The sequence below is a fragment of the Streptomyces sp. H27-C3 genome (genome assembly GCF_030063415.1).
Lineage (GTDB): Bacteria > Actinomycetota > Actinomycetes > Streptomycetales > Streptomycetaceae > Streptomyces.
In genome coordinates, this window is the sequence record NZ_JASITA010000042.1 from 22880 (window position 1) to 46684 (window position 23805).

At 69.4% G+C, this 23805-nt stretch carries 30 protein-coding genes and 8 pseudogenes; 14 read left to right on the forward strand and 24 right to left on the reverse strand.

Going from position 1 to position 23805, the window contains the following annotated elements:
* Positions 1-17 precede the first annotated feature (17 nt).
* Positions 18-1301: a replication-relaxation family protein gene (locus QMK30_RS31195; RefSeq protein ID WP_283521688.1), complete on the reverse strand. Its 1284-nt coding sequence runs from the start codon at positions 1299-1301 to the stop codon at positions 18-20.
* A gap of 40 nt (positions 1302-1341) precedes the next feature.
* Here QMK30_RS31195 and QMK30_RS31200 point away from each other — a divergent pair, with 40 nt between their 5' ends.
* Together QMK30_RS31200 and QMK30_RS31205 are read left to right on the forward strand one after the other, a co-directional pair.
* A complete protein-coding gene (locus QMK30_RS31200) occupies positions 1342-1758 on the forward strand; it encodes a helicase associated domain-containing protein (protein ID WP_349362126.1) in 417 nt (138 codons plus the stop codon).
* Between the two features lie 363 nt (positions 1759-2121).
* Entirely contained in the window at positions 2122-2388 is a 267-nt protein-coding gene (locus QMK30_RS31205; RefSeq protein ID WP_283521689.1) for an outer membrane protein assembly factor BamB family protein, read from the forward strand.
* 423 nt (positions 2389-2811) lie between these two features.
* On the opposite strand, the pseudogene QMK30_RS31210 reads toward QMK30_RS31205, so the two are convergent.
* A pseudogene (locus tag QMK30_RS31210) lies at positions 2812-3627 on the reverse strand (PAS domain-containing protein); the annotation flags it as partial.
* Between the two features lie 503 nt (positions 3628-4130).
* On the opposite strand from QMK30_RS31210, the gene QMK30_RS31215 reads away from it, so the two are divergent.
* Positions 4131-4334 carry a cold-shock protein gene (locus QMK30_RS31215; protein WP_215030177.1) on the forward strand — a complete coding sequence of 68 codons (204 nt, stop codon included), beginning with the start codon at positions 4131-4133 and terminating at the stop codon, positions 4332-4334.
* 646 nt (positions 4335-4980) lie between these two features.
* Here QMK30_RS31215 and QMK30_RS31220 read toward each other — a convergent pair.
* Complete coding sequence (locus tag QMK30_RS31220) at positions 4981-5256, reverse strand: isoamylase early set domain-containing protein (protein WP_283521690.1); 276 nt, start codon at positions 5254-5256, stop codon at positions 4981-4983.
* Between the two features lie 203 nt (positions 5257-5459).
* Between QMK30_RS31220 and QMK30_RS31225 the strand changes: the two genes are divergently transcribed.
* The 4 genes and pseudogenes from QMK30_RS31225 to QMK30_RS31240 all read left to right on the forward strand — a co-directional run bounded on the left by QMK30_RS31225 (position 5460) and on the right by QMK30_RS31240 (position 6937).
* Entirely contained in the window at positions 5460-5663 is a 204-nt protein-coding gene (locus QMK30_RS31225) for a hypothetical protein (protein WP_283521691.1), read from the forward strand.
* 212 nt (positions 5664-5875) lie between these two features.
* Positions 5876-6218 (forward strand): annotated as a pseudogene (locus QMK30_RS31230) (Hsp20/alpha crystallin family protein); the annotation flags it as partial.
* A gap of 162 nt (positions 6219-6380) precedes the next feature.
* Positions 6381-6461 (forward strand): annotated as a pseudogene (locus tag QMK30_RS31235) (Hsp20/alpha crystallin family protein); the annotation flags it as partial.
* 80 nt (positions 6462-6541) lie between these two features.
* Positions 6542-6937 (forward strand): DUF2267 domain-containing protein, encoded by a 396-nt coding sequence (locus tag QMK30_RS31240; RefSeq protein WP_283521693.1) that lies wholly within the window; start codon positions 6542-6544, stop codon positions 6935-6937.
* 25 nt (positions 6938-6962) lie between these two features.
* Here the strand turns inward: QMK30_RS31240 and QMK30_RS31245 are convergent, their stop codons facing one another.
* Positions 6963-7136: a hypothetical protein gene (locus tag QMK30_RS31245; RefSeq protein WP_283521694.1), complete on the reverse strand. Its 174-nt coding sequence runs from the start codon at positions 7134-7136 to the stop codon at positions 6963-6965.
* Between the two features lie 28 nt (positions 7137-7164).
* Positions 7165-7521 (reverse strand): PRC-barrel domain-containing protein, encoded by a 357-nt coding sequence (locus tag QMK30_RS31250; protein ID WP_283521695.1) that lies wholly within the window; start codon positions 7519-7521, stop codon positions 7165-7167.
* Between the two features lie 339 nt (positions 7522-7860).
* Here QMK30_RS31250 and QMK30_RS31255 point away from each other — a divergent pair.
* Positions 7861-7968: pseudogene (locus tag QMK30_RS31255) on the forward strand (LexA family protein); the annotation flags it as partial.
* 166 nt (positions 7969-8134) lie between these two features.
* A complete protein-coding gene (locus QMK30_RS31260; RefSeq protein ID WP_283521696.1) occupies positions 8135-8326 on the forward strand; it encodes a hypothetical protein in 192 nt (63 codons plus the stop codon).
* 172 nt (positions 8327-8498) lie between these two features.
* Here QMK30_RS31260 and QMK30_RS31265 read toward each other — a convergent pair whose 3' ends face one another.
* The 3 genes from QMK30_RS31265 to QMK30_RS31275 form a co-directional block, all read right to left on the reverse strand.
* Complete coding sequence (locus QMK30_RS31265) at positions 8499-9233, reverse strand: hypothetical protein (RefSeq protein ID WP_283521697.1); 735 nt, start codon at positions 9231-9233, stop codon at positions 8499-8501.
* Positions 9234-9339: 106 nt separating this feature from the next.
* Positions 9340-9789 (reverse strand): hypothetical protein, encoded by a 450-nt coding sequence (locus QMK30_RS31270; RefSeq protein WP_283521698.1) that lies wholly within the window; start codon positions 9787-9789, stop codon positions 9340-9342.
* Between the two features lie 80 nt (positions 9790-9869).
* Positions 9870-10439: a TetR/AcrR family transcriptional regulator gene (locus tag QMK30_RS31275; protein WP_283521699.1), complete on the reverse strand. Its 570-nt coding sequence runs from the start codon at positions 10437-10439 to the stop codon at positions 9870-9872.
* A gap of 81 nt (positions 10440-10520) precedes the next feature.
* On the opposite strand from QMK30_RS31275, the gene QMK30_RS31280 reads away from it, so the two are divergent.
* Together QMK30_RS31280 and QMK30_RS31285 are read left to right on the forward strand one after the other, a co-directional pair.
* Positions 10521-10667 (forward strand): hypothetical protein, encoded by a 147-nt coding sequence (locus tag QMK30_RS31280; protein WP_283521700.1) that lies wholly within the window; start codon positions 10521-10523, stop codon positions 10665-10667.
* Complete coding sequence (locus tag QMK30_RS31285; RefSeq protein WP_283521701.1) at positions 10664-11191, forward strand: hypothetical protein; 528 nt, start codon at positions 10664-10666, stop codon at positions 11189-11191. Before QMK30_RS31280 ends, QMK30_RS31285 begins: the two co-directional genes overlap by 4 nt.
* Positions 11192-11213: 22 nt before the next feature.
* On the opposite strand, the gene QMK30_RS31290 is transcribed toward QMK30_RS31285, so the two are convergent.
* The 3 genes from QMK30_RS31290 to QMK30_RS31300 all read right to left on the reverse strand — a co-directional run bounded on the left by QMK30_RS31290 (position 11214) and on the right by QMK30_RS31300 (position 12550).
* Positions 11214-11624: a four-helix bundle copper-binding protein gene (locus QMK30_RS31290; RefSeq protein ID WP_283521702.1), complete on the reverse strand. Its 411-nt coding sequence runs from the start codon at positions 11622-11624 to the stop codon at positions 11214-11216.
* Positions 11625-11769: 145 nt separating this feature from the next.
* Complete coding sequence (locus QMK30_RS31295) at positions 11770-12294, reverse strand: DUF4396 domain-containing protein (protein WP_283521703.1); 525 nt, start codon at positions 12292-12294, stop codon at positions 11770-11772.
* Positions 12295-12445: 151 nt separating this feature from the next.
* Positions 12446-12550: a DUF305 domain-containing protein gene (locus tag QMK30_RS31300; RefSeq protein WP_283521738.1), complete on the reverse strand. Its 105-nt coding sequence runs from the start codon at positions 12548-12550 to the stop codon at positions 12446-12448.
* A gap of 142 nt (positions 12551-12692) precedes the next feature.
* Between QMK30_RS31300 and QMK30_RS31305 the strand changes: the two are divergent.
* Positions 12693-12884, forward strand: a pseudogene (locus tag QMK30_RS31305) (NF041680 family putative transposase); the annotation flags it as partial.
* On the opposite strand, the pseudogene QMK30_RS31310 reads toward QMK30_RS31305, so the two are convergent.
* From QMK30_RS31310 to QMK30_RS31365, 12 genes and pseudogenes are all read right to left on the reverse strand, one after another.
* Positions 12847-13365 (reverse strand): annotated as a pseudogene (locus QMK30_RS31310) (winged helix-turn-helix domain-containing protein); the annotation flags it as partial. The pseudogenes QMK30_RS31305 and QMK30_RS31310 sit on opposite strands and share 38 nt — an antisense overlap.
* Positions 13366-13421: 56 nt before the next feature.
* Entirely contained in the window at positions 13422-13880 is a 459-nt protein-coding gene (locus QMK30_RS31315) for a transposase family protein (RefSeq protein WP_283521705.1), read from the reverse strand.
* A 260-nt stretch (positions 13881-14140) separates the two neighbouring features.
* Positions 14141-14707 (reverse strand): annotated as a pseudogene (locus QMK30_RS31320) (aldo/keto reductase); the annotation flags it as partial.
* A gap of 86 nt (positions 14708-14793) precedes the next feature.
* Positions 14794-16083, reverse strand: coding sequence for an MFS transporter (locus QMK30_RS31325; protein WP_283521706.1), 1290 nt, complete (start codon positions 16081-16083; stop codon positions 14794-14796).
* 2 nt (positions 16084-16085) lie between these two features.
* Positions 16086-16415 carry a hypothetical protein gene (locus QMK30_RS31330; RefSeq protein ID WP_283521707.1) on the reverse strand — a complete coding sequence of 110 codons (330 nt, stop codon included), beginning with the start codon at positions 16413-16415 and terminating at the stop codon, positions 16086-16088.
* Positions 16415-17491: a 3-oxoacyl-ACP synthase III family protein gene (locus tag QMK30_RS31335; RefSeq protein WP_283521708.1), complete on the reverse strand. Its 1077-nt coding sequence runs from the start codon at positions 17489-17491 to the stop codon at positions 16415-16417. Before QMK30_RS31335 ends, QMK30_RS31330 begins: the two co-directional genes overlap by 1 nt.
* On the reverse strand, positions 17488-18189 hold the full coding sequence (locus QMK30_RS31340; protein ID WP_283521709.1) for an HAD family hydrolase: 702 nt from the start codon (positions 18187-18189) through the stop codon (positions 17488-17490). Before QMK30_RS31340 ends, QMK30_RS31335 begins: the two co-directional genes overlap by 4 nt.
* Positions 18190-18262: 73 nt before the next feature.
* Positions 18263-19063: a carboxymuconolactone decarboxylase family protein gene (locus QMK30_RS31345; RefSeq protein ID WP_283521710.1), complete on the reverse strand. Its 801-nt coding sequence runs from the start codon at positions 19061-19063 to the stop codon at positions 18263-18265.
* A gap of 30 nt (positions 19064-19093) precedes the next feature.
* Complete coding sequence (locus QMK30_RS31350) at positions 19094-19312, reverse strand: tautomerase family protein (RefSeq protein WP_283521711.1); 219 nt, start codon at positions 19310-19312, stop codon at positions 19094-19096.
* An 11-nt stretch (positions 19313-19323) separates the two neighbouring features.
* Positions 19324-20181, reverse strand: a complete 858-nt coding sequence (locus QMK30_RS31355; RefSeq protein WP_283521712.1) for a hypothetical protein — start codon at positions 20179-20181, stop codon at positions 19324-19326.
* Positions 20182-20194: 13 nt separating this feature from the next.
* Positions 20195-20812: a hypothetical protein gene (locus tag QMK30_RS31360; RefSeq protein WP_283521713.1), complete on the reverse strand. Its 618-nt coding sequence runs from the start codon at positions 20810-20812 to the stop codon at positions 20195-20197.
* Positions 20813-20870: 58 nt separating this feature from the next.
* The gene (locus QMK30_RS31365) at positions 20871-21641 is read right to left on the reverse strand and encodes an AfsA-related hotdog domain-containing protein (protein WP_283521714.1); all 771 of its coding nucleotides are present in this window, start codon (positions 21639-21641) and stop codon (positions 20871-20873) included.
* A gap of 293 nt (positions 21642-21934) precedes the next feature.
* On the opposite strand from QMK30_RS31365, the gene QMK30_RS31370 reads away from it, so the two are divergent.
* Positions 21935-22558 carry a TetR/AcrR family transcriptional regulator gene (locus tag QMK30_RS31370; RefSeq protein WP_283521715.1) on the forward strand — a complete coding sequence of 208 codons (624 nt, stop codon included), beginning with the start codon at positions 21935-21937 and terminating at the stop codon, positions 22556-22558.
* 113 nt (positions 22559-22671) lie between these two features.
* Here QMK30_RS31370 and QMK30_RS31375 read toward each other — a convergent pair.
* Positions 22672-23262, reverse strand: a pseudogene (locus QMK30_RS31375) (IS6 family transposase); the annotation flags it as partial.
* Between the two features lie 240 nt (positions 23263-23502).
* On the opposite strand from QMK30_RS31375, the gene QMK30_RS31380 reads away from it, so the two are divergent.
* On the forward strand, positions 23503-23712 hold the full coding sequence (locus QMK30_RS31380) for a hypothetical protein (protein ID WP_283521716.1): 210 nt from the start codon (positions 23503-23505) through the stop codon (positions 23710-23712).
* The last annotated feature ends 93 nt before the right edge of the window (positions 23713-23805 follow it).

Genomic DNA, 23805 nt, shown 5'->3' on the forward strand with positions numbered 1-23805 from the left:
CGTTGAGCTCCGGTGTGTCAGCGGCGGAGGAAGCCGAAGATGCCGTTCTCCTTGCGCCACGCCTCCGCTTCCGCCTTCGCCTGCGCCTCTTCAGCCGCCCGTTCCTCGGCCTTCTGGCGCTCGCGCTCCTTGGCGGAGGTGCACACGGTGCAGTCGCTGCCCGGCGGTACGGATTGCCAGCCGTCGCTCGGGTAGACGTCACGGCCGCAGGTCGGACACGCCCAAGCGGCGGCCTTCCGTCGCCGCTTGGTCTCTTCCCGCTCGCGCTGCTCGCGCTCCTCCTGGGCGCGGCGCTCGGTACGGCGTTCCTCTTCCCGGGTGTGGAAGGCGCGGTGGTCGTCCGGGTTGTCCAGAGCCGCTTCGAGGGTCTCCCACGAGGAATGCCCGTAGCGCCACCAGATGGGTCCGTGTGGGCCGTGCTGGTGCAGGCGGGCGAGGGTGGTGACGATCACGGGGACGGTGCCGTCGTAGTCGCGGTAGCCGTCGTTGACATCGGACCCGTAGCGGCTGCCGCTGTGCCAGTGGCCTTTCCAGCATTCCGTGGAAAGGACGCGAACGGCCTTCATGCGGTTCATCATCGCGTCCGGTCCGACCTGCTTGGTGAACACGAACGCCACCGGCGGGTAGCCGACGCGGTCGTGGTCACGTCCATGGTCGCTGTAGAGGGTGCGCCACATCGGGATGTCGCGGCCGTTGGTGTCCTTGACCGTACGGCGGAAGAACCTGCGGTACTTGTGAATCTTGCCCGCGACGATCTGCCGGTCTTCGGTGCCGTTGTCGACTTCCACGAAGAGCACCGGCACACCGGCCTCCGGAGCGGCCAGAACAGCGTCCGCGCGAGGGCTGCCCTTGACCGGTGTCGTGAACGTTCCGCTCACCGGCAGCACGACCTCGGTCTCCCAGCCGGCCAGCGTGCCCAGCCCCGCAGGCCGGGCCGGCTCCACGGCGGTCGTCTGTGCCGGGACAGGCCGGGGCGGTTGGTTCTTGCGGACGACCGGGCGGGTCGGCTCCGGGACCGGCTGGAGGAACGCGGTGATCGTGTCGGTGACCTTCCGCGCGTGCGGAGCACCCGAAGGCACGGATGCCTTCGCCGTGCCGCCCATCTCCTTCACCTCGCGGTCCAGGACCACGCTCGCGGCCTCAAGGCCGGCCGGGGTCAGGTTCCACAGCTTCTCGGACGCCCGGTTGCCCTTCGCGTTGATCCGGGTGGCCGCCCCGAGCGAGACGACCAGCCCCTCCGCCCCGAGGTCCTTCGCAGCGTTGCGGACCGTCTGCGCGTCGGCAGTGCCCGGACACGTCAACTGCTCCGCCGTGGCCCTGGACAGGCCGGTAGGACAGTGGTTGAGCAACCTGCGGCGCGCGGGTGCGCTGGCTGAACACCCGGAGTGGAAGACCGCGCTGGAGGCCGTGGACAAGTACTGGGACCCGGCGTGGCCGACGGAGTGGCAGAGGCACTACGCCGCGCTGCGCGAGCTGCTGACCGACGAAGAGGACCACTCCGACGTCCTGCCCGGGTTCACCGTCCACGGCATGGACGTCGGGAAGTGGCTGATGAGGCAGAGTCAGCACGCGGTCTGGGCCGGCCTGATGGACGGGCAGCGCGAGCTCCTGGAGGCGGTCCGCGTCGTGCTGCTGCCCCCGGAGCAGACGGAGCCCGCCAAGACTCCCAAGGCGGCTGGGAGCGCCTTCGAGCAGGGCGTGGCGGCCCTGCCGCGAGGGCTCTGTGACCGTCCCCAGGGCCCACGTAGAGCGCCTTGAGGACGGGAGCGAGGTGAAGCTCGGGGTATTCCTCAGCAACAGCAAGAGCCGCCGGGCCAAACTCACCACCGACAAACTCGCCACCCTCGCCAACCTCGGACTCAGCTGGGCGGCATGACTGTCGCGTTCGACGCTGCCGCACGGGGACGTGCGGTGGTCAGTCAATCTACGATCCAACTCTTATTGCTACGAGGGAGGTTCGTTGACGGCAGCACCCAGCGGGTCCGTGCTGCGGCCCGGGATCCGGCAAGGGGTTGGTGGCAGTCTTGTGTTCCTCCTGAGGGCCCGTGCTGATGGTGCAGGCGCGCATGCTTCCGGCGTTGGTGATCGCACTGTCGCCTGGGTGTCGTCGGTGCGTTCGGGATGAAGCCTCTGGTCGCCCCCGGCCGCAGGGCCGTTTCGGCTCCGGCCGTGGCGGGCGGCGGCGTGTACGTCAGTAGAGAGTCCGACGTCTACGCCCTGGACGCGGTCACCGGGCAGCAGCGGTGGAGGTTCTCCACTGGACGTGTGTGGGACGAGGAGTCGGCGACGGCGGTGGCCGACGGGAGCGTCTATGTCGGCAGCGGGAGCAGCCTGTATGCGGTGAACGCCCACAGCAGAGATGGGCTTTCCTCACCGGCCACCATGTGACCGCGTCCCCGGTGATCGTGAACGGCACTGTCTACTGCGGGCGGGACCTTCTTGACGGGCCGACCGACACGTCCCTCGGGCGTGGACTGCTGAACGTTGTCGCCGATCCCGCGTTTCACGAAGGCATGAGGCGTGAGGTCCTCAACGTCCTCCGCGCGGCCGAACCCGGCGGCTACACCGCGCTGCTGCGCACGTACGCCGAGGACACCGCACTCGGATGGGACACGCGGGCCATCGTGGTCCGGGAACTGGCGCGGGTGGGTGATCCGCGAGTCCCGGAACTTCTGTTGGCCCTCGCGAGTCCTGGCGGCGAAACTGCCGTAAGCCCGTCCGGGTCATCACAGCCCCCAGACGGCGAGGCCATCGCCGATGAACTTGCGTTCCGCCTGATCGGTTGCCCAGAAGATGACGCCCAGCGGCGACCAGGCGCCGGCGTGCTTCGGCTGCCTCGGTGGCCGCGCGGTGGCGGCCGGTGACGTCCACCACCGCCAGGGCGATACCGATCACCCGCCCGCCGGGATCCTCCAGCCGGTAGTACGAGCCCGACCATGCATGATCCCGGTACGGGTCGGCGGGGGTACGCCCGATGGCGAACTGGTCCAGCAGCGGTACGCCGGTCTCCAGAACCTGGCGCATGGAGGCTTCGATCACCTCGGTGTCCAGGAACGGCAGCGCCTCGCGGACGGTGTGGCCCAGGTGCTTCTCGGCCGGCAGGCCGTTGATCCGTTCCAGCGTCGGGTTGACCAGGACGTAGCGCAGATCGGTGTCCAGCACCGCCAGCCCGAGCGGGGACTGCGCCACCAGCCGCACCGACAGCGCCAGGTCCCGCTCCACACCGCGCAGAACGGCCTCGTCGCAGGCGATCCCCAGGGCGTACACGCCGCCGTGCTCGTCCAGCAGCCGCATGTTGCGAAACTCCACCAGCCTCGTGGAGCCGTCCTTGTGCCGCACGGGGAACACCCCGGCCCAGGCACCGCCCCCCGCCATGACCTTGGCGAACAGCTCAAGGACCAGGTCGACGTACTCGTCGGCGACCAGCAGCTTGGCCGCGTACCGGCCCAGCGCCTCCGGGGCGGAACAGCCGAACAGATCCTGGGCCTGAGGGCTCCACAACGTGATCCGTCCCTCGGCGTCCAGGACCACCGCGGCCACGCTCAGCACATCGAGCAGACCGCCGGGCTCGGAGGGAACCACTCCCACGGGGCCGGGCCCTGCCCGGAACCCCTCGGACGCGACCATGACCGGACCTCCTTCACCCACTGCGGCGGCCTCGGGTCCGACCATCCGGTCCTGCGCCCGCCCTTGCCGACCGTCCTCTCATCTTCCTCCGGCCCCGCCCGGGCGGCAGCCTCCGCCAGCGGCCGCCGGGCGGACAGGCCCCCGGGCGGAGACGCGCGGAGGCCGCCGCCCGGGGGAGGTGGCGCGTCAAGAGCGGCCCGGCCCACGAAGCCCGCCCGGTCTGCTCCGCCGCGAACCCGAATCTCCGCCTCAGCCTCCACGTCGGCAGCGGCGGGACACACCCCCTGTCCGAATGCCCGCGAACACGGCGTAGGGGTGTTCTCGTGGTGCGAGCAGGACGGTCCGTGTAGCGTCAGCGTCAGCTGTCATGGTTCCGAAGTACCGGTCGCCCGTGAGCGCAACATTCATGGGCGATTTCGCTGTTCACAGTCTCTGAGGACCAGGGCGATCACCTCCGGCTCCCGCACGGTGCGGGACCGATTTCGAGTCCCCTTGGAGGACACATGGCCACCGGAACCGTGAAGTGGTTCAACGCGGAAAAGGGCTTCGGTTTCATCGAGCAGGACGGCGGCGGTCCGGACGTGTTCGCCCACTACTCGAACATCGCCAGCTCCGGCTTCCGCGAGCTTCAGGAAGGCCAGAAGGTGAACTTCGACGTCACTCAGGGCCAGAAGGGCCCGCAGGCGGAGAACATCACCCCCGCCTGAGCCTTCGCCTCCTTCACGGAGGCCGCTGTATTTGCGGCGTTCGCCGTGTGAAAGCCCGGCCGGGTCGTAACTTCCGGCCGGGCTCTTTAAAGACCCCCGACGCGCCCCACCCCGCAGGAGCCCTCGCGTCGGCGGCGCCCGCGCCCGGGCTGCCGGAGCGGCATCCCGTGGTTGGGTCCGCGCCGTACGGGCAGCCGCGAAAGGCCGGTCAGTCCTCCCGGCCCTCCAGGAGCCGCTTGCGCAGGTACAACAGCGCCGCGGTGTCCGCGGCCTCGGCCAGCTCCGTCAGCAGGCCCGGATCCGGCGGTCATCACCCGCGTCGACCGCTTCAACGATCCGTTCGACCGTCTGCCTGGCCTGCGGAGCACCGCCCGCCGAATCGCCCCACTCGTGCGTCATCCGCTCCCCCTTTACCCCCGCCACAGGTCACCGCCCCAGCAGAGCACAACCCAGCATCCCGGGCCGAAACCGGCGCCTGCCGACATCAAGCCGTTCCCAGGCCGTCGGGCGGATACAAGACGGCCCCCTGACGCCGGGCGCGGAATCAGGGGGCCGCCCGCGCCGCCTGCCCGTGGGGTGTGGGCCGTCGGCGCGTGTTGTCGGGTTCAACGACACGGGCGGCGGCCGGTCACGCCGGTCGGGCTGATCAGGTGTGCAGGCGGCTGTTGGGGCCTTCCTGGTCACCGGCGCTCTCGTCGTTGAACCAGTAGTCGCCGGCGGCCAGATACCGGAAGGAGTGCGTGCTCTTGCTCGCCAGCGCGACCGTGACGGCCCGTCTGCCATCCTTGCGCGGAAGCAGGGTGTGGACGCCGGGCTGCCAGTCGTTGAAGTCGCCCACGACGCTGACCGGGCCGGGCGGGCGCTCCGCAGGGAGGATGAACGTGACCTCGGTGTGGTCCTTGTGCAGTTTGCGCTCCAGCATGGCGGTGCACTCCTGATGGCAGGCGGATAGGGATCACGCCCATCGTCGGCGCCCGGCAGCGGGCCCGCATTCCGACGCGGCCCCCCCCCGGCCGCCGACAGCACCCTTGCGCCGCATCCTGTAGTCGAAATGATGCGGACCGTGACTGTCTGTGTGAGCGTGCGGAGGAGGAATCCTTCCCCCGCATCACGAGGAGTCGCGTCATGGGCGGTACGCAGGACAAGCGCCAGGAGCCGGGCAAGGGCCGCGGGGAGCAGGAACACCCGCGGCGCCCCGGCCAGGACCCCGTCCACCCCGAGCCCGGCACCCCGCCCCGCGGGAAGAGCCCCGAGGAGCTCAAGCGTCGCCGCGAGGACGACCCGCTCCGCGAAAAGCGCGACCTGCGCGAGGGCGACGACGACTTCTGACCAGAGCGCCACTCCACGCACGCAGAGCCCGGCCGGGGCCCACCATCACCCGGCCGGGCTCTGTCGCATCCCGCCGTCAGCCAGTCGGCCAGGCGTCTGACAAGCACCTTCCACAGATCTTGAGCCGAGGGTTGTCAACTTTGCCACTGCGAGCTATATAGGGAGGTGTGTCCGACATGTACATCCCGCCTTCGGGAGAGGAGTGAGTGACGATGCTCATGCGAACCGACCCCTTCCGCGAAATGGACCGGCTCACCGAACAGGTACTTGGCACCGCCGCGAGGCCGGCGGCCATGCCGATGGACGCCTTCCGCGACGGTGACAGCTTCGTCGTCGAGCTGGACCTGCCGGGCGTGGACCCCGAGTCCATCGACCTGGACGTCGAACGCAACATGCTGACCGTCAGGGCCGAACGCCGCCCGAGCGCCGGGCAGGACAGCGAGGTCGTGATCGCGGAGCGGCCTGCCTGGTCCTTCAGCCGTCAGCTGTTCCTCGGCGAGACCCTGGACACCGACCGCATCGACGCCGCCTACGAGGCCGGTGTGCTGCGCCTTACGACCTCACCCACGATTGGCAGCGGCGTCGCGGCGCCTGGGACCTCCGCCTCCGGCGTTGTCGTCAGTCGCGATGGCTCCGCCATCACTCCCTCCTCCGCCTTGGATTCGAAGGCCCCAGACGCCGCTCCTTCTCCCACTGCCAATCGCGGGTGAGGTCGTTAGGATCCCGGTCGCCGAGCAGGCCAAGCCCCGCAAGATCGCCATCAGCGGCGGCGACTCGCGCAAGCAGATCAGCGGCTGAACCCGGCAGCGAGGGGCGGGAGCCCGGGCACGCGGGGCTCCCGCCCCCCTTCGCTGCTGCGGCCGACTCGGCAGGACATCATGCGTATGCCCTGGGACACCTTCCTGTCCACGGTCCAGGAACGCGGCGAATACCCCACGCGGGAAGAGGCGGAAAGAGCCTCCCGCGTCACCCTCGCCCTGCTGGGCGCGCATCTGGTGGGCCAGGTACGCAACGAGCTGGCCGCCCGGCTCCCCGAAACGCTGGCCCTGGTCCTGCTCAACCCCCTCCAGTCACACGAACCTCTCCCGCCCGAGCGGTTCATCCGGGCGACAGCGGCCTGGATCGAAGGCGCCACCGAGAAGACCGCGACCTGGGACGTCAGCGCCGCGCTCAGCGTCGTGGCCGACACCGCGGGCGAAGACCTGACGAGGCGGATCCTGCTCCAGCTCCCCGTGGGCTACGACCTGCTCTTCGGCCGCCCGCAGCCGCTGTGACCGACGAGCTTCTCCAACGAGAGAGTCAGCGCAGCGTGCGGTGATGCCGCCCGGAGCGCCGGATGTGCAGGACCAGGTACACCAGGGCGGCGACGAACACCACGATGCCGATGACCAGTAGATAGAACAGCCCTTCGGCGACAGCGCCGATGATGCCCAGCACCATCGCCACAATGACCAGGATCAGGAAGAGCGTCATGGCTCAAGGCACCTCCTTGACGGTCCGGTCAGCGGCGGGCGAGCTGCCGCTCACCGTTCGCGCCGGGTTGGTAGGGCAGGCCGTAGTGCGCGAAGACCGCGGCCTCGTCCTCGGCGGGCAGGACGTCGTCCGTGCCGATCGGCGGGGACTTCTTCACCAGCGACCGGTCGTAGTCGACCTTGAGGTAGCCGGGCCCGACGATCGCACCGTTCAGCGGGACAAAGACCAGGTGACGCCGGGTGGGCAGCCCAACCTGGACGGTGGCCATGGCCGGCTCATCGGTGCTGGTGTCCACGTAGACGGCCTCCAGCGTGCCGATCCTGTGGCCGCCGGCGTCGACGACGTCGTGGGTCCGCCACTCACGGATATCAGCGATCTGGATCATCCCGGTTCCCTTCGCACTGCGGTGTGACCGAGCCGGTGCACTTCTCAGCCTGCCCCGCAATGCCCGACCACACCAGCCTGGACGCCCCTCCTGCGGCACCTTCGGGCGGTCGGTCATGAGGATTCTCCCCGGGGTGGGTGACGCGCGACCGGCAAGCGACACCCTTCTCCAGAGCGAGCTTGATCTCATCATCAGGTAGCAGTTACAGGGCGTGACAATCGAAGAGAGAGAAGACCGAGAGGACCCGCGCCGTGGGTCGGTGCGGGTCCTCAAGTACAGGACCGCAGGGGGCGGGCGCAGTGCTTCAGGGTGGACAGCGGACAGGAATGAACGACTCACATAAGGGAGATCGGCCGGGCGGTCAAGCTCAAGAGCACCTCGTCCGTGGCACATCAGCTGATGGCTCTCCAGGCCAAGGGCGCGCTGTACCGCGGTGCACGCCGGCCCGGACGCATGGACCACCTCATCTACCTCGACGCCTCCACCATGCGGCTGGCCACAGCGTGGGAACTTCAGCGTCACCGGCGCTGGCCCGACAGCTCCAACCCCCACCTCTTCGTCTCCCGCAACACCGCGCTCGACGACTCCGGTCCCCCCCCCCATCAGCACCGGCGTGATCCAGCTGCTCTTCCGGCGAGTTGGCCTGCCGGCCGGAGTCCTGCGAGTAGACCGAATCGTCGACGAGGCCCGCCACAGTGCCGACCCCGTCCGGTTGATGGAGCTCTTCGGCCTCTCTAACCTCTCCGCCACCCGCTACGTCCTGTCGGCGCACCCGGACAGGAAGCCGGGGCCCATCGCCCCGTAGAGCTCCGGATGTGCGTTGTTGCGGTACAGGAAGCAGGCCCGAGATCGAGCACGGCCAATACCGCAGCGAGGGCCGCCCAGGGGCTGGAATCCCTGGGTGCTCCGGCCGCGGTCGACGTCGATGCCGACGGCCGACGCGGTCGCGGCGACCCACGTCTGGCGGGCTTGATCGGTCAGTGGCCGGTGTGTCCGTCGTTGTGGGGCGGGAGCGGGGAGGCGGGCTTGGGCTGGGTGGAGGTGTCCTGCGCTGGGGTGGCGGCTGCGGAGGGGGTGGCGGCGGGCGCGTGATCGTCCGGGGCGAGTTCTTCGGCGGCGCCGTGGCCGTGGCCGCCGCCGGGCGTGGTTGCCATGGAGGCCGCGACTTCGCGCAGGCCGAAGAAGGCGAGGGCCGCCACTGTCAGGACGGTCAGGCCCAGGAGACTGAAGATGCGACGGGTGGGGGTGTCGGCGTCCTTGATGACGTAGGCGATAAAGGAGACGACGATGCCCGCGGGGACCAGGACGGCGCCGCGTGCGGGGAAGTCGTCGAAGTGCTGGAGGCCGCCGCTGAGCATGCCGATGCCGAACGAGAGAAGCAGCGAGGAGCCGATCACGATGAGCATGCGCGGGAGGCCGGGCCGCTCGCGGGTGAGGAGGAACTCGTTGAGGACGGTCGCGGCGAGGAAGACAAGCGCGCCGTAGGCGGCGATGCGGGTGTAACGGTCGGGGTCGAGGGGGTGGTGGACGACGGCGCCGCTGATGAGTCCGGCGCCGACGAAGTATCCGACGTATCCGAGGTAGCGGGCGGCCAGTGACCGCTTGCGGGAGGACTGGGCCTTGCGCCGGGCGGCCCGCCCGGCAACGGGAGCCTGCGACTGGGTTTGCTGGGTTTGCGGGGTGTGGGTGCCGAGGAGCTGGGCGGAGGTCATGTGCGGGTTCCTTGGGTGCGTGCGTGGCTCATCACCCGGCCGGCGCGGTGGCGGCGGTACGGGTATGCGATGAGAGTCAGGGCAGATCGGGGCAAAGAGCCCGGGTCTACACCTGTTGCACCACGGAACCGAGGGAATGGTGCGACGGAGGAAGGCCGCAGGGCCGGATCTGGGTCCACTGCTGCGGCGTCATCGCGGCGAAGGCAGGGGTCCGCACGGCGACGGCGGCCAGGTGCGGGCCGGGCAGGTCACTGCCCTGCTGCGGGTGGCCGGATGCGCACGCCTCCGCGGGATGCGAGTGCCCGCCGCCGCCGTCACCGGCGTTGTCGTGGCGCTCGGGCCGCTGACCGTCGTGGTGGGGGACCTCGCCGGTGTCGGCGGGCGCCAGGTGGGGGACCTCGACGGCGCCGCCGGTGACGTGCGCGGTGGCGCTGTCGGCTCCGGCGGCGTGGGTGTAGAGGAACGCGAGCAGCAGCGCGGCCAGCCACAGCAGCCGCAGCGGGCCCGCCGGGTGGCGGGTCCGCGTGGTGCTGAAGACAGGGCGGGCCGTGATCACCCCGTGACCCTATCGGGCGGCCGCAAGGAGCCGCCCGGTGGCCCTGTTGTTGATCACACGAAGCGGTGGTCGGGGCGGGTTCAGGGAACCGGGCGCAGGCCGTCGAGGGTCACGGCGACCAGGCGGGCCACGGCGGGTTGGTCGGTGAGGGCGGCCGCGGCGGTCAGGGCGTGGAGGCAGTACCGGGCGAGCTCGGCCGGCGGGACATCGAGGCGCAGGTCACCGGCTTCGGCGGCTTCCGCCAGGAGGTGCTGGAGCATGCCGTGCAGGTGTCGCTCGGCGTGGGTGACGTGCTCGCTCTGGTGTAGGAGGGCGGCGAGTTCGCCGCCGTGCCGTTGCCGGGCGATGCCCGCGTACGCCTCCAGTACCGCTTTCAGGCGCTCGACGGCCGTGCCGTCCTGGTCGTGGATGCCCGCGAGTTGCTGGAGGTGGGCGGTGACCTGGCGCTCATGCCAGGCCAGCAGCACCGCTTCGACGTCGGAGAAGTACTTGTAGAGCGTCGCGCGGCCGATGCCGGTCTGCTCGGCGATCTGGGACATGGTCACCGACCGCAGGCCGCCTTGGGCCACCAGCTTCGCGGTGGTGTCCAGGATCGCTTTGCGTACGGCGGCGCGGTGCGCGTCGATCGTCTCGTTCCACAGCTTCGGCACCCATCCAGGATACGGACGTCCACAGGGCATACACTCGGTTTCACCTAGAGACAGTGTGTCTCGAAAAATGTGGAGGGCGTCATGGCAGGAACACCGGACCGTCACGATGACGACGGCGAGGGGGCGCCGCGCTGGGTGAAGGTCTCCGCCGCGGTCGCCGTCGTGCTGGTCGTGGTGTTCGTGATCGTGCACCTGGCCGGCGGCGGCATGGCCGGGCATACGCCGTGATCCCGTTCCCGCCCCGGCTGCGCAAGCTGACCCTCACCCTCCACGTGACCTCCTCGGTCGGCTGGCTGGGCGCGGTCGCGGCGTTCCTCGCCCTCGCCGTCGTCGGCCTGACCAGCGGCTCACCCCAGACGGTGCGGGGCGCCTACCTGGCCATGGACGTAGTGGGCTGGTACGTGATCGTCCCCTTCAGCGTGGCCTGCCTGCTGACCGGCCTGGTGCAGTCGTTCGGCACGGGGTGGGGGCTGCTGCGCCACTACTGGGTGATCGTGAAACTCCTGATCACCGTGGTCGCGACTGTGCTGCTGCTGGTCCACATGCAGCCCGTCGGACACCTCGCGGACGCGGCCGCCAGGGCTGCGCTCGCGGGCGGCGAGCTGGAGGGCGTGCGTATCCAGCTGATCGCGGACACGGCCGCCGCCCTGCTGGTACTGCTCACGGCGGCCGCTCTGTCGGTGTTCAAGCCGCGCGGGGTGACCCGCTACGGCCGCCGCCGCCAACGCGGGCAGGTCCCGCAGCCGCGCTGAGCCCGCCCCGCCCGTGGCCCCGTCAGCCGAGGGCTCCGAGGAGTTCGTTGCACGCGTGCTCGCAGGAGCGGCAGGCTTCGGCGCAGATGCGGCAGTGCTCGTGCATGTCCGCGTGCCGTCCGCATTCGTCGCCGCACGCCTTGCACACCATGGCGCACGTCTTCAGGATCGCGGCAGTGATGTTGGCGTCGTAGCCGGTGTGACGGGACAGAACCGCGGCGGTGGCGGTGCAGATGTCGGCGCAGTCCATGTCGGTGCGGATGCACTTGGCCAGGTCGCCGACCATGCCCTCGGACAGGCAGGCGTCCGCACACGCCGTACACGCCTGCGCGCAGGTGATGCACTCCTCGATGCAGGAGGTGAGCTTGGCCTGGTCGATGTCGCCGAGGTCGGCCGGGTAGGTGGCGAGCATGTCCTTGACGGTGCTGGACATCAGGGTGCCTCCGTTCCCCGCGAGGCCGGCGGATCCGGGGCGGCCGCCATCGAAGCCCCCGGTACCTCCAGCCAACACCCCCAGACGCGCACGCGCCCGGCCGCACCGTAGGGGTGCGGCCGGGCGCGGTGCCGTACGGGCCGGATCAGTGGTAGGCGTGGACGACTGCGTAGCCCATGCCGCGGCCGATCATCCACTTGTTGACCGGCGTGGTGATCACGAAGGCCACCGCGAAGCCGCCCAGCAGCGCCGTCCAGAACAGCGCGTCCGACAGGTGCGCGTCCATCGCCCCGGGCGTCAGGGCGATGATGCCGTTGTCGACGAGCTCCATTACCGCGATCGACACGGTGTCGGCGGCCAGCGCCACCTTAACCGCGCTCTTCCAGTCCAGGCCCGCCTTGCGGACCGCGAACAGCGTGAACGAGTAGCCGAAGACGAACGCCAGCGTGATTGCCAGGATCATCGTCTGGACGTTGCCCCACATCAGGGCCGTCCCGATGACCATGCCGAGGATCTCGCCGATCGCACATCCGGTCAGGCAGTGCAGCGTCGCCTTCGCGGCGGCCCCCCAGGTCACCCCGCCGCCCATCTGATGCCCGGCGTGACCCGCGCGCGTAGGGTGCGCGCTGTGGTCGTGCGCGGTGCTGGTGTGGTGTGCGCTGTGGTCCATGACCGTCATCCCCATTCCCGTCCAGGGTGACCCCGCTCCCGCGGACCCACATCACAAACATATACCCCTGGGGGGTATCTGCCGAGAGGGGTAAGCCCTGCAAAAAGCGGGGGGCGTGGCGGCCGTCAAGGCCCGCCCCCGCCGGGGTGGGTCAGCTCTTGCCGAGCAGGGCGTTCATCCGCGCGATCTCGGCGGTCTGCGAGGTGATGATGGCGTCCGCCATCGTCTTGGCCTCAGGGTCGCGCTGCGCGGGCACAGCGGCGGGCGGCTGGCCCTGCTTCCACGGGCGTCGTTGCGCCGGCCGAGAACCCAGACGACACCGGGGTACCGCAGGAGATCCCGTTCGTGATCCCGAACCACCGCGAACTGCCCCCTGCCGCCGCCGACGCCCGGGACCGGATCCTGTTCGCCCTCGCCACCGAACCTGGCTGGAGCACGACGGTGAACACCCCATCGTCGAGGGCACCTTGGTCCGCCTCAAGGTCGAGCACCTCTCCAAGGAGCGGGAGGCGCCGCCGGTGTGGTTGTGGTCCTCGAAGACCGGCGCAGCCCCGGCGGACGTGGACCGCTGGTGGCAGGGGTTTCTGAGACCAGCGGCCACACCTCCGCCTTCCACACCTCGACAGCCCCCTCGACCCGCTCCAGCGCCCGGCGGACGGGTACCTATGCGCTCCAGCCGTGACGGCGCATCAGCTTCCACACCCCCTGGACCGTGTACCCCACGTGGAACAGACGGCCGATCAGCAACTTGATCCGCTTCAGCGTCCAGCCCTGGCTCTCGTCCTTGAAGCCGTGCGCCGGCGGACCCCGCTTCAACTCCCGCTCCAGCCGCTCCCATTGAGCAGGGTTCAGTCTCTCCACGGCCATCGGACCCCTGGACCGCAAGGCCTCGGGCCCGCTCGTGCGCCACGCATGGCGCCAGCGCCGCACCGACCGTGCGGTGACCCGGTAGTCCCGCGCCATGTCCTCGGTACGGTCCCCGCGCGCGAACCGCTCGGCCACCTTCAGCCGCAGCAGTTCCCGCTTCGCCTGCTCGCCGGGCGTCAGCCCGCCCCCTTGCGCATACCTCATGATCCCGGCGTACCGCAGGGATCAAGGAACGTCACTCCCCTTCGGACACCGCCAGTTCAACCTGAGTAGCTCTGGCCCTTGAGCAGAGCGAAGTCATCCATGCCCAGCACCCGGGGCACGGCGGCCAGCGGATCGGGCAGTGCCATGACGCAGCGCAGCAGGGTGCTCCAGCTGAGCAATTGGTGAAGGTGTACCAGGAGACGGGCCCCGGCGCTGCCGGCCAGGGCGACCGCAATGGCCTCGACCACCCGCTGCAGGGCCGGGGTCCGCCGCTGGTACCGCACCGTCAGTCCATCGACCTGTTCGACGAACGTCGTCCTGGAGCACGCGGTGTTCTCGCAGTACAGGCGGCGCACCGACAAGTCGATCCGCACCGCCCGGCCCCCGACGGCCTCATCGCCGACGTGGCGCACGTAGCGGCTGTGCTCCCACAACGACCCCTGCCCGCACCCCGGACACCCCACCGGCCCACGGGCGCGTGCGATCACCACGACCACGTCCGTCACGACCTCCACCGACTCGATCACAACCGCGTCTAGTGCCGCGCCAGGCAACGTTTGCCCCGTCGCGGCGGCCGGCACATACTCTCGCCGCACCGGCCGCCGCTCCTTGACGGGCAAACGTCACCTGCCGCGGCACTAGCTGCGGTAAAAGCATCGTCAGCATCTCGTCACACAGTCGCAGCATCCCGCCGTAGGGAACCGATGTCACGCCGCGTCAGCGATCCCGATCAACGCCTACGAAAATCTTGTATGAGCCCAAAACTCACCTACAAAGCCACCAGGTCCCGCTCCCACAGCGAGTACTCGCTCTGCAGGGCTGTGATGGGGTGCACGGCGTGGGCGCGGCGCAAGGTGTCCGCGTTGACCTCGGACAGTCCCAGGTGGCGGACCTTGCCGGCCTCGACGAGTTCGGCCATGGCGCCGACGGTTTCCTCGATCGGAGTGTCGCCGCCGCGGCGGTGCAGGTAGTAGAGATCGATGCAGTCCACGCCCAGGCGGGCGTGCGACGCGTCGCACGCCCGCCTGGCGTACTCGGGGCTGGAGTCGATCACGGCGCCGCCGGACGTACCCCCGGGGCCCACCCTGCGGATACCGAACTTGGTGGCCACGACCGCCTCGTCGCGGCGGCCCCTCAGGGCGCGGCCGAGCAGTTCTTCGTTGCGGCCGTTGGCGTAGGCGTCCGCGGTGTCGAAGAAGGTCACGCCGATGTCGAGGGCACGCCGGATGGTGGCGATCGAGGCTGCTTCATCGCTCGTTCCGTAGAACGCCGACATGCCCATGCAGCCGAGGCCGATCGCGGAGACCTGAAGGCCGGAGGCGCCGAGGGTGCGCTGGTACATGAGATTCCACTCCCTTGTCAGGGTTGTACGGCTTGATCGGCCAGGGCTTCGAGACGTCGGGTCCAGACGTCATGACGCGCGTCCTGTCAGGCGCTCTTCACCGTGCGGCTGCTGCCGCGGCCGGAGAGCACCAGGGTGAGCAGGGCGCAGGCGGTCAGGACGGCGGCGACGCCGGTCACCGCGCGCGGTCCGGCGGCCGAGTCCACGAGCAGTCCGCCGACCAGGGAGCCCACGGCGATGGCGCCGTTGAAGGCGGCCACGTAGAGGGACGACGCGGCGTCGGACTCTTCCTTGGCCAGTTGCAGCACCCAGGTCTGCAGGCCCACCGGCAGGGCCGCGAACGCCAGGCCCCACAGGACGAGCAGGGTGATCGCCGCCGCCTGGGAGTCACCGAAGACCCACAGCAGCGCGAGCGAGCCCGTCATCAGGATGAGCGCGCCCAGGAGGGTGCCGCGCACGGAGCGGCCGACCACGGCGCCCGCGACGAAGTTGCCGATGAACCCGGCCGCACCGAAGACCAGGAGCAGCACGCCGACCATGCCGCCGCTGATGCCGGTGATCTCCTGGAGGTAGGGGGCGATGTAGGTGAAGGCGAGGAAGTGGCCGATCATGACCAGCGCGGTGACCGCGACGGCGGTGCGCAGCCGGCCGTTGCGCAGCACGCGCGGCAGAGCGCCCAGGCTTCCGCTGCCCTGGGCGGGCAGGCTCGGCAGCAGGAACAGGACGGCGACCAGGACGACGAAGCCGATTGCGGCGACGGCGGCGAACGCGGTGTGCCAGCCGGAGTTCTGGCCGATCATCGTGCCCAGCGGGACGCCGAGCACCGAGGCCAGGGAGATGCCGCCGAGGACGAGGGCGGTGGCCCGTACGGCGTGCCGCTCGGGGACCAGACGTACCGCGATGGCCGCGGCGATAGACCAGAAGACTCCGTGGGCGAGCGCCACCAGGATGCGGGCGCCGAGCAGCGTGGCGTAGCTCGACGCGATGGTCGCCAGCAGGTTGCCCGCCACGTAGATGACGAGGAGTGCGGCCAGCAGCCACTTGCGGTCGATGCGCCCGCACAGTGTGGTCAGCGGTGCGGCGGTGATCGCGGCGACCGCGGCGAAGCCGGTGACCAGGAAGCCCGCGGTGCCGACAGAGACGTCCACGCCGGCGCCGATGGACGGCAGCAGGCCGATGGGCAGCGTCTCCGTGGTGACGAAGGAGAAGGTTCCCAGCGCGAGGGCGATCACGGCCAGCCAGGCGCGCAGCGGTGAGGTGCTGGGCGCCGAGGCGGGGGGACCGGCGGCCGGACCGCCCCTGGCGGCAGCGGAGGTTCGCGCTCCGTCCCGGGCGGGCGGAGCGGGCGTCTGTGGTTCTGTCTGTGTCTGTGTCATGGCTAGCGGTCTCCCAGGGGCGAGGAATCAGTTACGGGGGCGGCGTCGGGGCTCGGGCCCCAGCCGTGCGGACAAGGTGCGGTGTCCGGGGCGTCCAGCCCCATCGACCAGCAGGCGACCGCGCATCCGGGCACCGTGCAGAGCGCGTCGGAGCCGGGCGCCAGAGCGGGTGCGGGTGCGGGTGCCTGGCGCAGCGGGAAGTGGGGGTACACGGGACGAGTCATCGCGGTCATCGCGGTCATCGCGAGGGTCGCGGCCGTCGCGGAGCTCGCAGCAGTCGCAGTCGCGGCCGTCGCCGTGGTCGTGGCTGTCCCGGTCTTGAGTCCGTTCATCAGGCCACGCTCCCGGCGAGCTCCGGTGCGTGCAGCCGCGGCAGGTGCTTGGGCGTCTCGGCATCCCAGCGGAGCACTGCCGTACCGACCGCCATCCCGCCGCCGAAGCCGGCCAGCAGCACCAGCTCGCCGTCCGCCAGCGCGCCGGACCGGTGGGCCTGGTCGAGAGCGAGCGGGATCGACGCGGCGCCGGTGTTGGCGTGCCGGTCCACGGGCAGATAGGCGTGGGCGTTGGGCAGTCCGAGCCGCGGGATGACCTCGCCAACCATCACGCCATTTGCCTGGTGCGGAATGAAGTGCTTGACGTCGGCCGGATCGATGTCGTGGGCGTCCAGGACACCCTGGACGGCCAACGGCAAGCGCTCGTTGACGAAGTCGCGGACCTCCCGCCCTCGCATCCGGAAGAAGTGCTGACCGTCGGCCAGCGTGCCGGTCGAGGCGGGGTACCGGCTGCCGCCCGCCTGCACACCGATCAGCCCGTGCAGGCTGCCGTCGGTGCTGGTGCCGGTGCCGACGATGCCGAACCCGGGGCGGGCCGGGCCGAGTACCACGGCTCCGGCGCCGTCCCCGAAGAGCACCGCGGTCTTACGGTCGGTGTGGTCGAGGATGCGCGAGTAGAGGTCCGCGCCGATCACCAGCGCGTACTTGGCCTCGGTCTGCTCGCCGACGCCGGCCAGCAGTTGCGCCGCGGTCTGCAGGGCGAAGACGAAGCCCGCGCAGACGGCGTTGATGTCGAAGGCGGCAGCCTGCGTGGCACCGATCCGGTCCTGCACCAGACAGGCGGTGGCGGGCTGCGGGTGGTCGGGGGTGGAGGTCGCCACGATCACCCAGGCGATGTCGTGCTCGGAGATTCCGGCATCGTCCATCGCGGCCCGCGCGGCGGCGGTGGCCAGGTCGGACGTCGCTTCGTGCGGAGCGGCGCGGCGCCTTTCGAGAATGCCGGTCTTCCGGACGATCCATTCCTCGGTCACACCAGCCCGCTCGGCGACAACGGAGTTGGGCACGATGTCACTGGGGAGATACGAGCCGGATCCGATGATTCCGATGGCGGTGGTGGCGGGTGAGTACACGGTCATCGCTGGGGCTCCAGGAGAGTGTCGGGACGTCGGGCACCGGGATGGGCCTCGAGGCGCGCATCGAGGCACGCACGGAGCGCGGGGTCCTCGCCGACCGCGACCGGGTGGCCGACGCAGTCGAGCATTGGCAGGTCGGACGGGTGGTCGCCGTACGCGTAGCAGTCCTGCGGGTCGATCTGCGGCCGGGCGGCGAGGAATTGCTGGACCGCGGTCGCCTTGTTCGCACCGATCATCGGGGTCTCGATCCGGCCCGTGTAACCGCCCTCTTCGACGAGCGGGCGGGTGCACAGCAGGTGACCGGCGCCGACCGAGCGGGCGATGGGGTCGAGACAGGCCGAGAACGAGCCGGAGACCAGGATCAGTTCGGCGCCGGCCTCGCGGTGGGCGCGCAGTGCTTCCCTGGTCTCCTCGATGAACAGGCCCCCCGGCTCCCGGTCCGAGAACCAGCGCTCACCCCATTCGGCGATGGAGGCCGCGGACTCGCCCTCGTAAGCGGCGTAGTAGGCACGGTTGATCGTCTCGCGGGGCGTGCCCGCGTCGGCGGCCTGCTGGAAACCGGCACGGAGGCGGTCGTACTCGGAGGTCCCGGTGGCGCCGTGCCGGGCGGTGAGTTGGTACCGCAAGAAGTCGAACATGCTCTTGCAGTTGATCAGGGTCTCGTCCACGTCGGCGAAGACGAGGTAGGGACGAGAGGGCATGACGGTTCGCTCCTTCCGTGGCTGGGATGAGTGCTGCGGGGCGATGGGGAGGTGCGACGGCGAGTGGCGGCCGTCAGCGCGCCCGGAAGACCTCGCGCGCGGCGTTGAGACCGTTCACCGCGGCCGGGACACCCGCGTACACGATCATCTGCATGATCGTCTCGACGGCTTCCTGCTCGGTGCCTCCGACATTGAGCAGCCCGTTCACATGGACCTTGAGCTGCGGCCGCGCGGTGCCCAGAGCCGTGCAGGCGGCCACTGTGACGATCTCGCGGGTGCGCAAATCGATGCCGCCTCGCGAGGAGATGTCGCCGAAGGCGAATTCGATGAGGTAGCGGGCGAGGTCCGGGGCGATGCCCTGGAGGGACTCGATCACCTGCTCGTCGGCGTCACCGTCCACCGCCTTCAGCACCCGCAGACCGCGCTCGCGCCGGTCATCGGGCACCACGGCCTCGGTGGGCCCTGTGATCCCCCCGGGCTCCGGCTCCGCCTCGAAGACCGTCTTGACGACGGTCAACGCGTTGATCGTCGCGGGGAATCCGGCGTAGAGGCACACATGCGTGACCGTCTCGACGATCTCCTGCCGGGTGCACCCGACGTTGCGTGCTCCCCGTACATGGAATTCGAGCTGCGGAGCGGCGTTCCCCAGCGCGGTGAGCGCCGCGACGGTGACGAGCTGGCGGGTGGGCAGGTCCAGGCCCGGCCGGGAGCAGATGTCGCCGAAGGCGAAGGCGACGACCAGTTCACCGAGGTCGGGGGCCACATCGCTGAACCCGTCGAGGATGCCGGGCCGTTCCGTGCGCTCGATACGGCACAGCGTGTCCAGCCCGCGCCGCATGCGGTCGTTTCCGGTGTACGGGGAGTCTGAGATCATGTCTGGAACGCTTCCTGTTCAGTGCTGGGGTCAGGAGCCGGCCGACCGGCTGAGCCGCGCGTACTCGGGGTTCGAACCGAGTACGCCGCCCTCGGCCCAGCGGTTCTGCGGGACTTCCTGGATGTAGACCGTGATCTTGTCGAGCGGCGCGCCGGTGACCCGGTGCACGGTCGCCGTCAGCTCCTCGACGAGCTCGCGGCACTGTTCGTCGTTCTTGCTGGGCCAGGTCGTCACGGAGACGATGGGCATGGTGGTTCCTCTCACTGTTGACCGGTGGTGCTGAATTCCCCGAAGCTCGGTCCCTGCAACTTCAGTTGGGCGTGGATGTCCCCGCCGAGGCCGAACCAGCCGATCGCTCCCCCGTAGTTCTGCTGGTAACTCATCCAGAGCACGACGACGTTCACGATGCGGTTGCCATCCGTGCCGGGCGCCGGGAAGGGGTCCGGCAGCACGGCCCGGTACCTGCCCTTGCCGTCCTGGTCGGTGACGAAAGCGTTGGGCACTCCCAGCGGCCCGGGACGGGTCGGGCCCGCCGGATCCAGGTCGTGCTCCCGCAGGGACATCACCGTGTACAGGCTGTTCGGGAGCATCCCGGAGAATTCGAAGCCGAATTCTCCGTTCCTCCCGTCATCCGACAGCCGTACTTCCAGCTCGCCGCGGGCCTGCCCCCACTTGCCCAGGGTGACCGGCTCGGTCACCTTCGGCCCGTCCTGCGCACGCAGGTCCGGCACGGCGACCCGGTGGAACGGATAGCTGGGGCGCGTGACCACCTGCGGCTCCGCGCACTGCTCCGGGGCGAACACCATCGGGTAGTTGCTGCACGGCAGCGGGAGCGGGAGCGTGTGCAGCACAATCCCGTTGTCCGCCGGGCTGAACTGGGCTGGATGGTCCGGCAGTTCGCGGACGATGCGGTACGGCTCGCTCCCGCCGAACTCCGGCAGCGGACTGTCGGCGGAGACGATCGCCGATCCCCAGCCGTGCGAGATTCCGCCCGCCCCGTCATCGCGGTTGATTCGGCCGATCACGACGAAGTCGCCGTTGTCGTCCATCACTTCACTGGGCGGGTAGGCGGGCCCCTGTGTGGTGAGACTCAGTTGGTAGGTGCGCGACTGCCCCATTTGCTGCTCCTCCTTACGAGACGCGTGCGTAGATCTCGGTGTAGAGACCGCGCTCGCCGCCCGCGATGTAGCGGTCGCCGGCCTGGCGGACGATCTCCTGGTAGCGCGGGGAGGTGAATACCGCGTTGTAGTCGGCCGGGTCGCAGCTGAATCCGGAGACGAACATGACGCCGGGCTCGGTGCTCAGCACGGAGTGGTAGGCAAGGAAGACATCGACCTCGTCGGAGCTGCGGACCACGTCGTAGATGGTCTCCTCACGCCAGTCGCGGTACGCCCCGTACACCGCCGGCGGCACCTCGATGTGGCGCATCTGCACGTAGGGCGTCTGCGGCAGCGGGGTGTCGGCGGGCTTGGGCGCGTCGATGAAGCCCAGCACCTGGCGACGGAAGTCGCCCTCCGCCATCGGGGCGAGCGTGTCCCAGAGCTGCGACCAGTCGGCGCGCAGCGCCTCGAGCTGGTCCCAGCCGGCCACCGGGGCCAGCTCCAGCAAGGTGGAGCCCGCCAGGCTGCGGAACAGCGCACGACCCTCGAATCCCGATGCGGTGTGGTGGGCCTGCCAGGCCTCGGCGGCCGCGCCGACCTGGTCGGGCTTGACCGACAGCTCGACGGTGGTGATCAACGATGCGGACATAGGTGTACTCCTCAATGTGCACGAAAAGGGAGGCGTGTGACGGGCGCGGCGGGGTCGGTCAGACGCCGGCGAGGGCGGCCGCCGGGGTCCGGAGTGTGTGCTCCAGCGCCTGACGGGCGCGGCGGTCCTCCTTGGCCTCGATCAGCTCGGTGTCGAAGGCGGTGAAGGCCAGCTGCGTGAGAGAGGACCGCCGGCCGGCCTGGTGGATGCCGACGTCCGCCTTGAAGGACAGTCGCGAAGGATCCTGCGTCCGGGCCTCGGTGATGCGGTACTCGATGCTGGAGCACAGCGGGAACAGGAAATTCTCGAAGGCCGTGTTCATGAACTCGATGACGAAGTAGTACTTGCGCTGCGGCCACTGGGCCGCGAAGAAGCGCTCGGTCACGGCCAGGAACATCTGCCGCGACGCCTCGACCGCGACCATGCCCTGCACATGCTGGCCGGTCTGGTGATCGAGCAGCAGTTCATTGTCGTTGTGCACGCGCAGTCCGGCTCCGTAGAGCACATCGCTCACCTGATAGAGGTCAGCGATCAACGCATTGACCACCAGGCGTTTGTGCACCTCGCCCGCACCGCTCAGGGTGGATGGCTGGAGCCTTATCTGTATACGCTCGTCCAGTCCGAGATGCCGCAACTCCTCGACGATGAGGAAGACATCGGCTTCGGACACCCCCTGCGCGCTTTCGATAAGGACCGGATCGCCCTCCGACGCGTATGCGCCGTGCTGCAGGTCCTCCACCAACTGCGAGACGGTGAATACGTTCTCCTGTACAGCGAAACCGACAAACCGGTCCCCCACCAGGACAATGCTTTGGATCGACTGATTCATGACGAACTCCTCGGTAGCGCTGCCGTCAGGCATGGGTGTGCCGCGGCGGATAACTAGGGATAGAGGCATTCGAGAGAAGAGAGAAAGCAGCGGCTGCACCGGCCGCGATCCTGCGGCGCCCCCCAGCGCCTCGGTGCACTACGCCCCAGCGACCGCTTGGGCGGCCGACTGGGCTGATGTCCAAGACAGTAAGCGATCCGCGCAGCCAGTGCAACCATCCAGTTGGTTTTATCCAACCAACTGGATGGTTGCAGTAACTATCCAGTTGGTTGGACATGGTTTAGAGTGGGTTCATGAGCAAGGACGCAACCCGTGACACGCCCGCGCGCCTGCTGGACGCGGCCCGTGCAGAGTTCGCCCGGTACGGCATCTCAGGTGCCCGGGTGGACCGCATCGCCGAGCAGGCGGAAGCCAACAAGCAGCGCATCTACGCCTACTTCGGCAGCAAGGAGCGGCTCTTCTCCGCCGTGCTGGCGCAGGCCTACCAGGACCTGGGCGAGCAGGTGCCGGTGCCGACCACGAAAGAGGGCCTTGAGGAGTACGTCGGGCAGGTCTTCGACTACCACCGGCGCGACAACAGCCTCGTACGCCTTCTGGCATGGGAAGGCCTGCATTACGGAAACGCCGAGATTCCCGGCGAGGACGAGCGACAGGCGTACTACCGGCGCAAGAACGAAGTTCTGAGCAAAGCACTGGCCATCGACTCGCCCCAGGAGGCGGGGGGCCTGCTGATGACCCTTATCGGTATCGCTTCCTGGCCCTTTGTGGCGGAGCAGCAACGCCGGCTCATGGCCGGTCTCACACCTGAATCCGCGGAAGGCTGGGACCAGTTGCGCGAAAGCCTCACATTGCACGGCCGCGCAGTCATCAACGCGAAGGCACTCGCCCCTGAACCGGACCGGATTTCTTCGCCCTGAACTCGCGCGGGACGACACCGGCCGTCGGTGTGGCGCGGCCGGGTCTATCAGGAATTCGACTCTGACACGAAAATGCGATGCACCTGTGCAGGTCAGGTGGCCGCGATGGGGTCGAAGCGGACGGTCAGGCCGAGGCTGTTGGCTTCCTTGATCATGCGGCGCATGGCGCGAGCGGGCGCGCTCTCGTTGCGGGGTGGCTGGGAATTCTCCGCCCGGTTGTTCAGCCTCTTGTACGAGCGGTGCTCGACCGAGGGCATCACTTCCCGGAGCGCGGCCCCGTAGCTGCGGAGCATGTCGGTCACCACCACCCGCGGCACGGACCCGGTGCCCTTGAGGAGTTTGCGGAAGAATCGCCGGGCCGCGGCTTTGTCCCGACAGTGGGTGACCAGGATGTCCAGGACGTTGCCCTCGTGGTCGACGGCCCGCCACAGGTACTTCAACTCGCCGTTGATCTTGAGGAACACCTCGTCCAGGTACCATTTATCGCCCGGCCGTAGCTGGCGCCGGCGCAGGGCGGCCGCATAGGCGGGACCGAACTTCCGCGCGCACTGACGGACCGTCTCGTACGACACGACAACGCCGCGCTCCAGCATCAACTCCTCGACCTCACGGAAGCTGAGCGGGAAGTGGTGGTACAGCCACACGCAGTGCGCGATGATCTCCGGCGGATAGCGAAAACCCCGGTACGACGATTCCTGTACCAAGTCCACAACCTGCCCCTTCACCAGCGACGACCAACCCGATGATCATGACAGTCAGACCATCCACAGCCCAAGTTGACAACGCCTCCTCAGGCGGCGCCGGCCCGAGCACTACCCCCAGCCGCCCACACCGTGACCCGCACGGGAGGCATCGACCACGGCAAGGGGTCTGCCCCCGGCGCGATAGGGAAGTGCTTCCCGCGCTCCCCGTGCGGGCCTTGTCATCGGGCGCAGGATGGACGTATGGCAGCCATGAACGAGCCGGAGCTGGAACCAGCGCTGGAGCCGGCCAGCCGGGCCGATGCGCTCCGGCTGACCGAACAGCTGCGTGCGGCGATCGGCGAGGCACGGCGGGCCGCGGTCGTCCTGGCCGTGCGGGTGCGGGCGGCGCACCGGGCCCGGGTGTGGGTCGCGCTCGTGTACACCGTTTTCCCTGTTGGATCAGCGTGTTGAAGCTGATCCAAGTGACAGAAGGTGAGGCTTTGACGTCTCACTCGGTCTCGTCTCTTCGCAGGTCAGGGCGTGGCCCGGGAAAGATCGGATGGC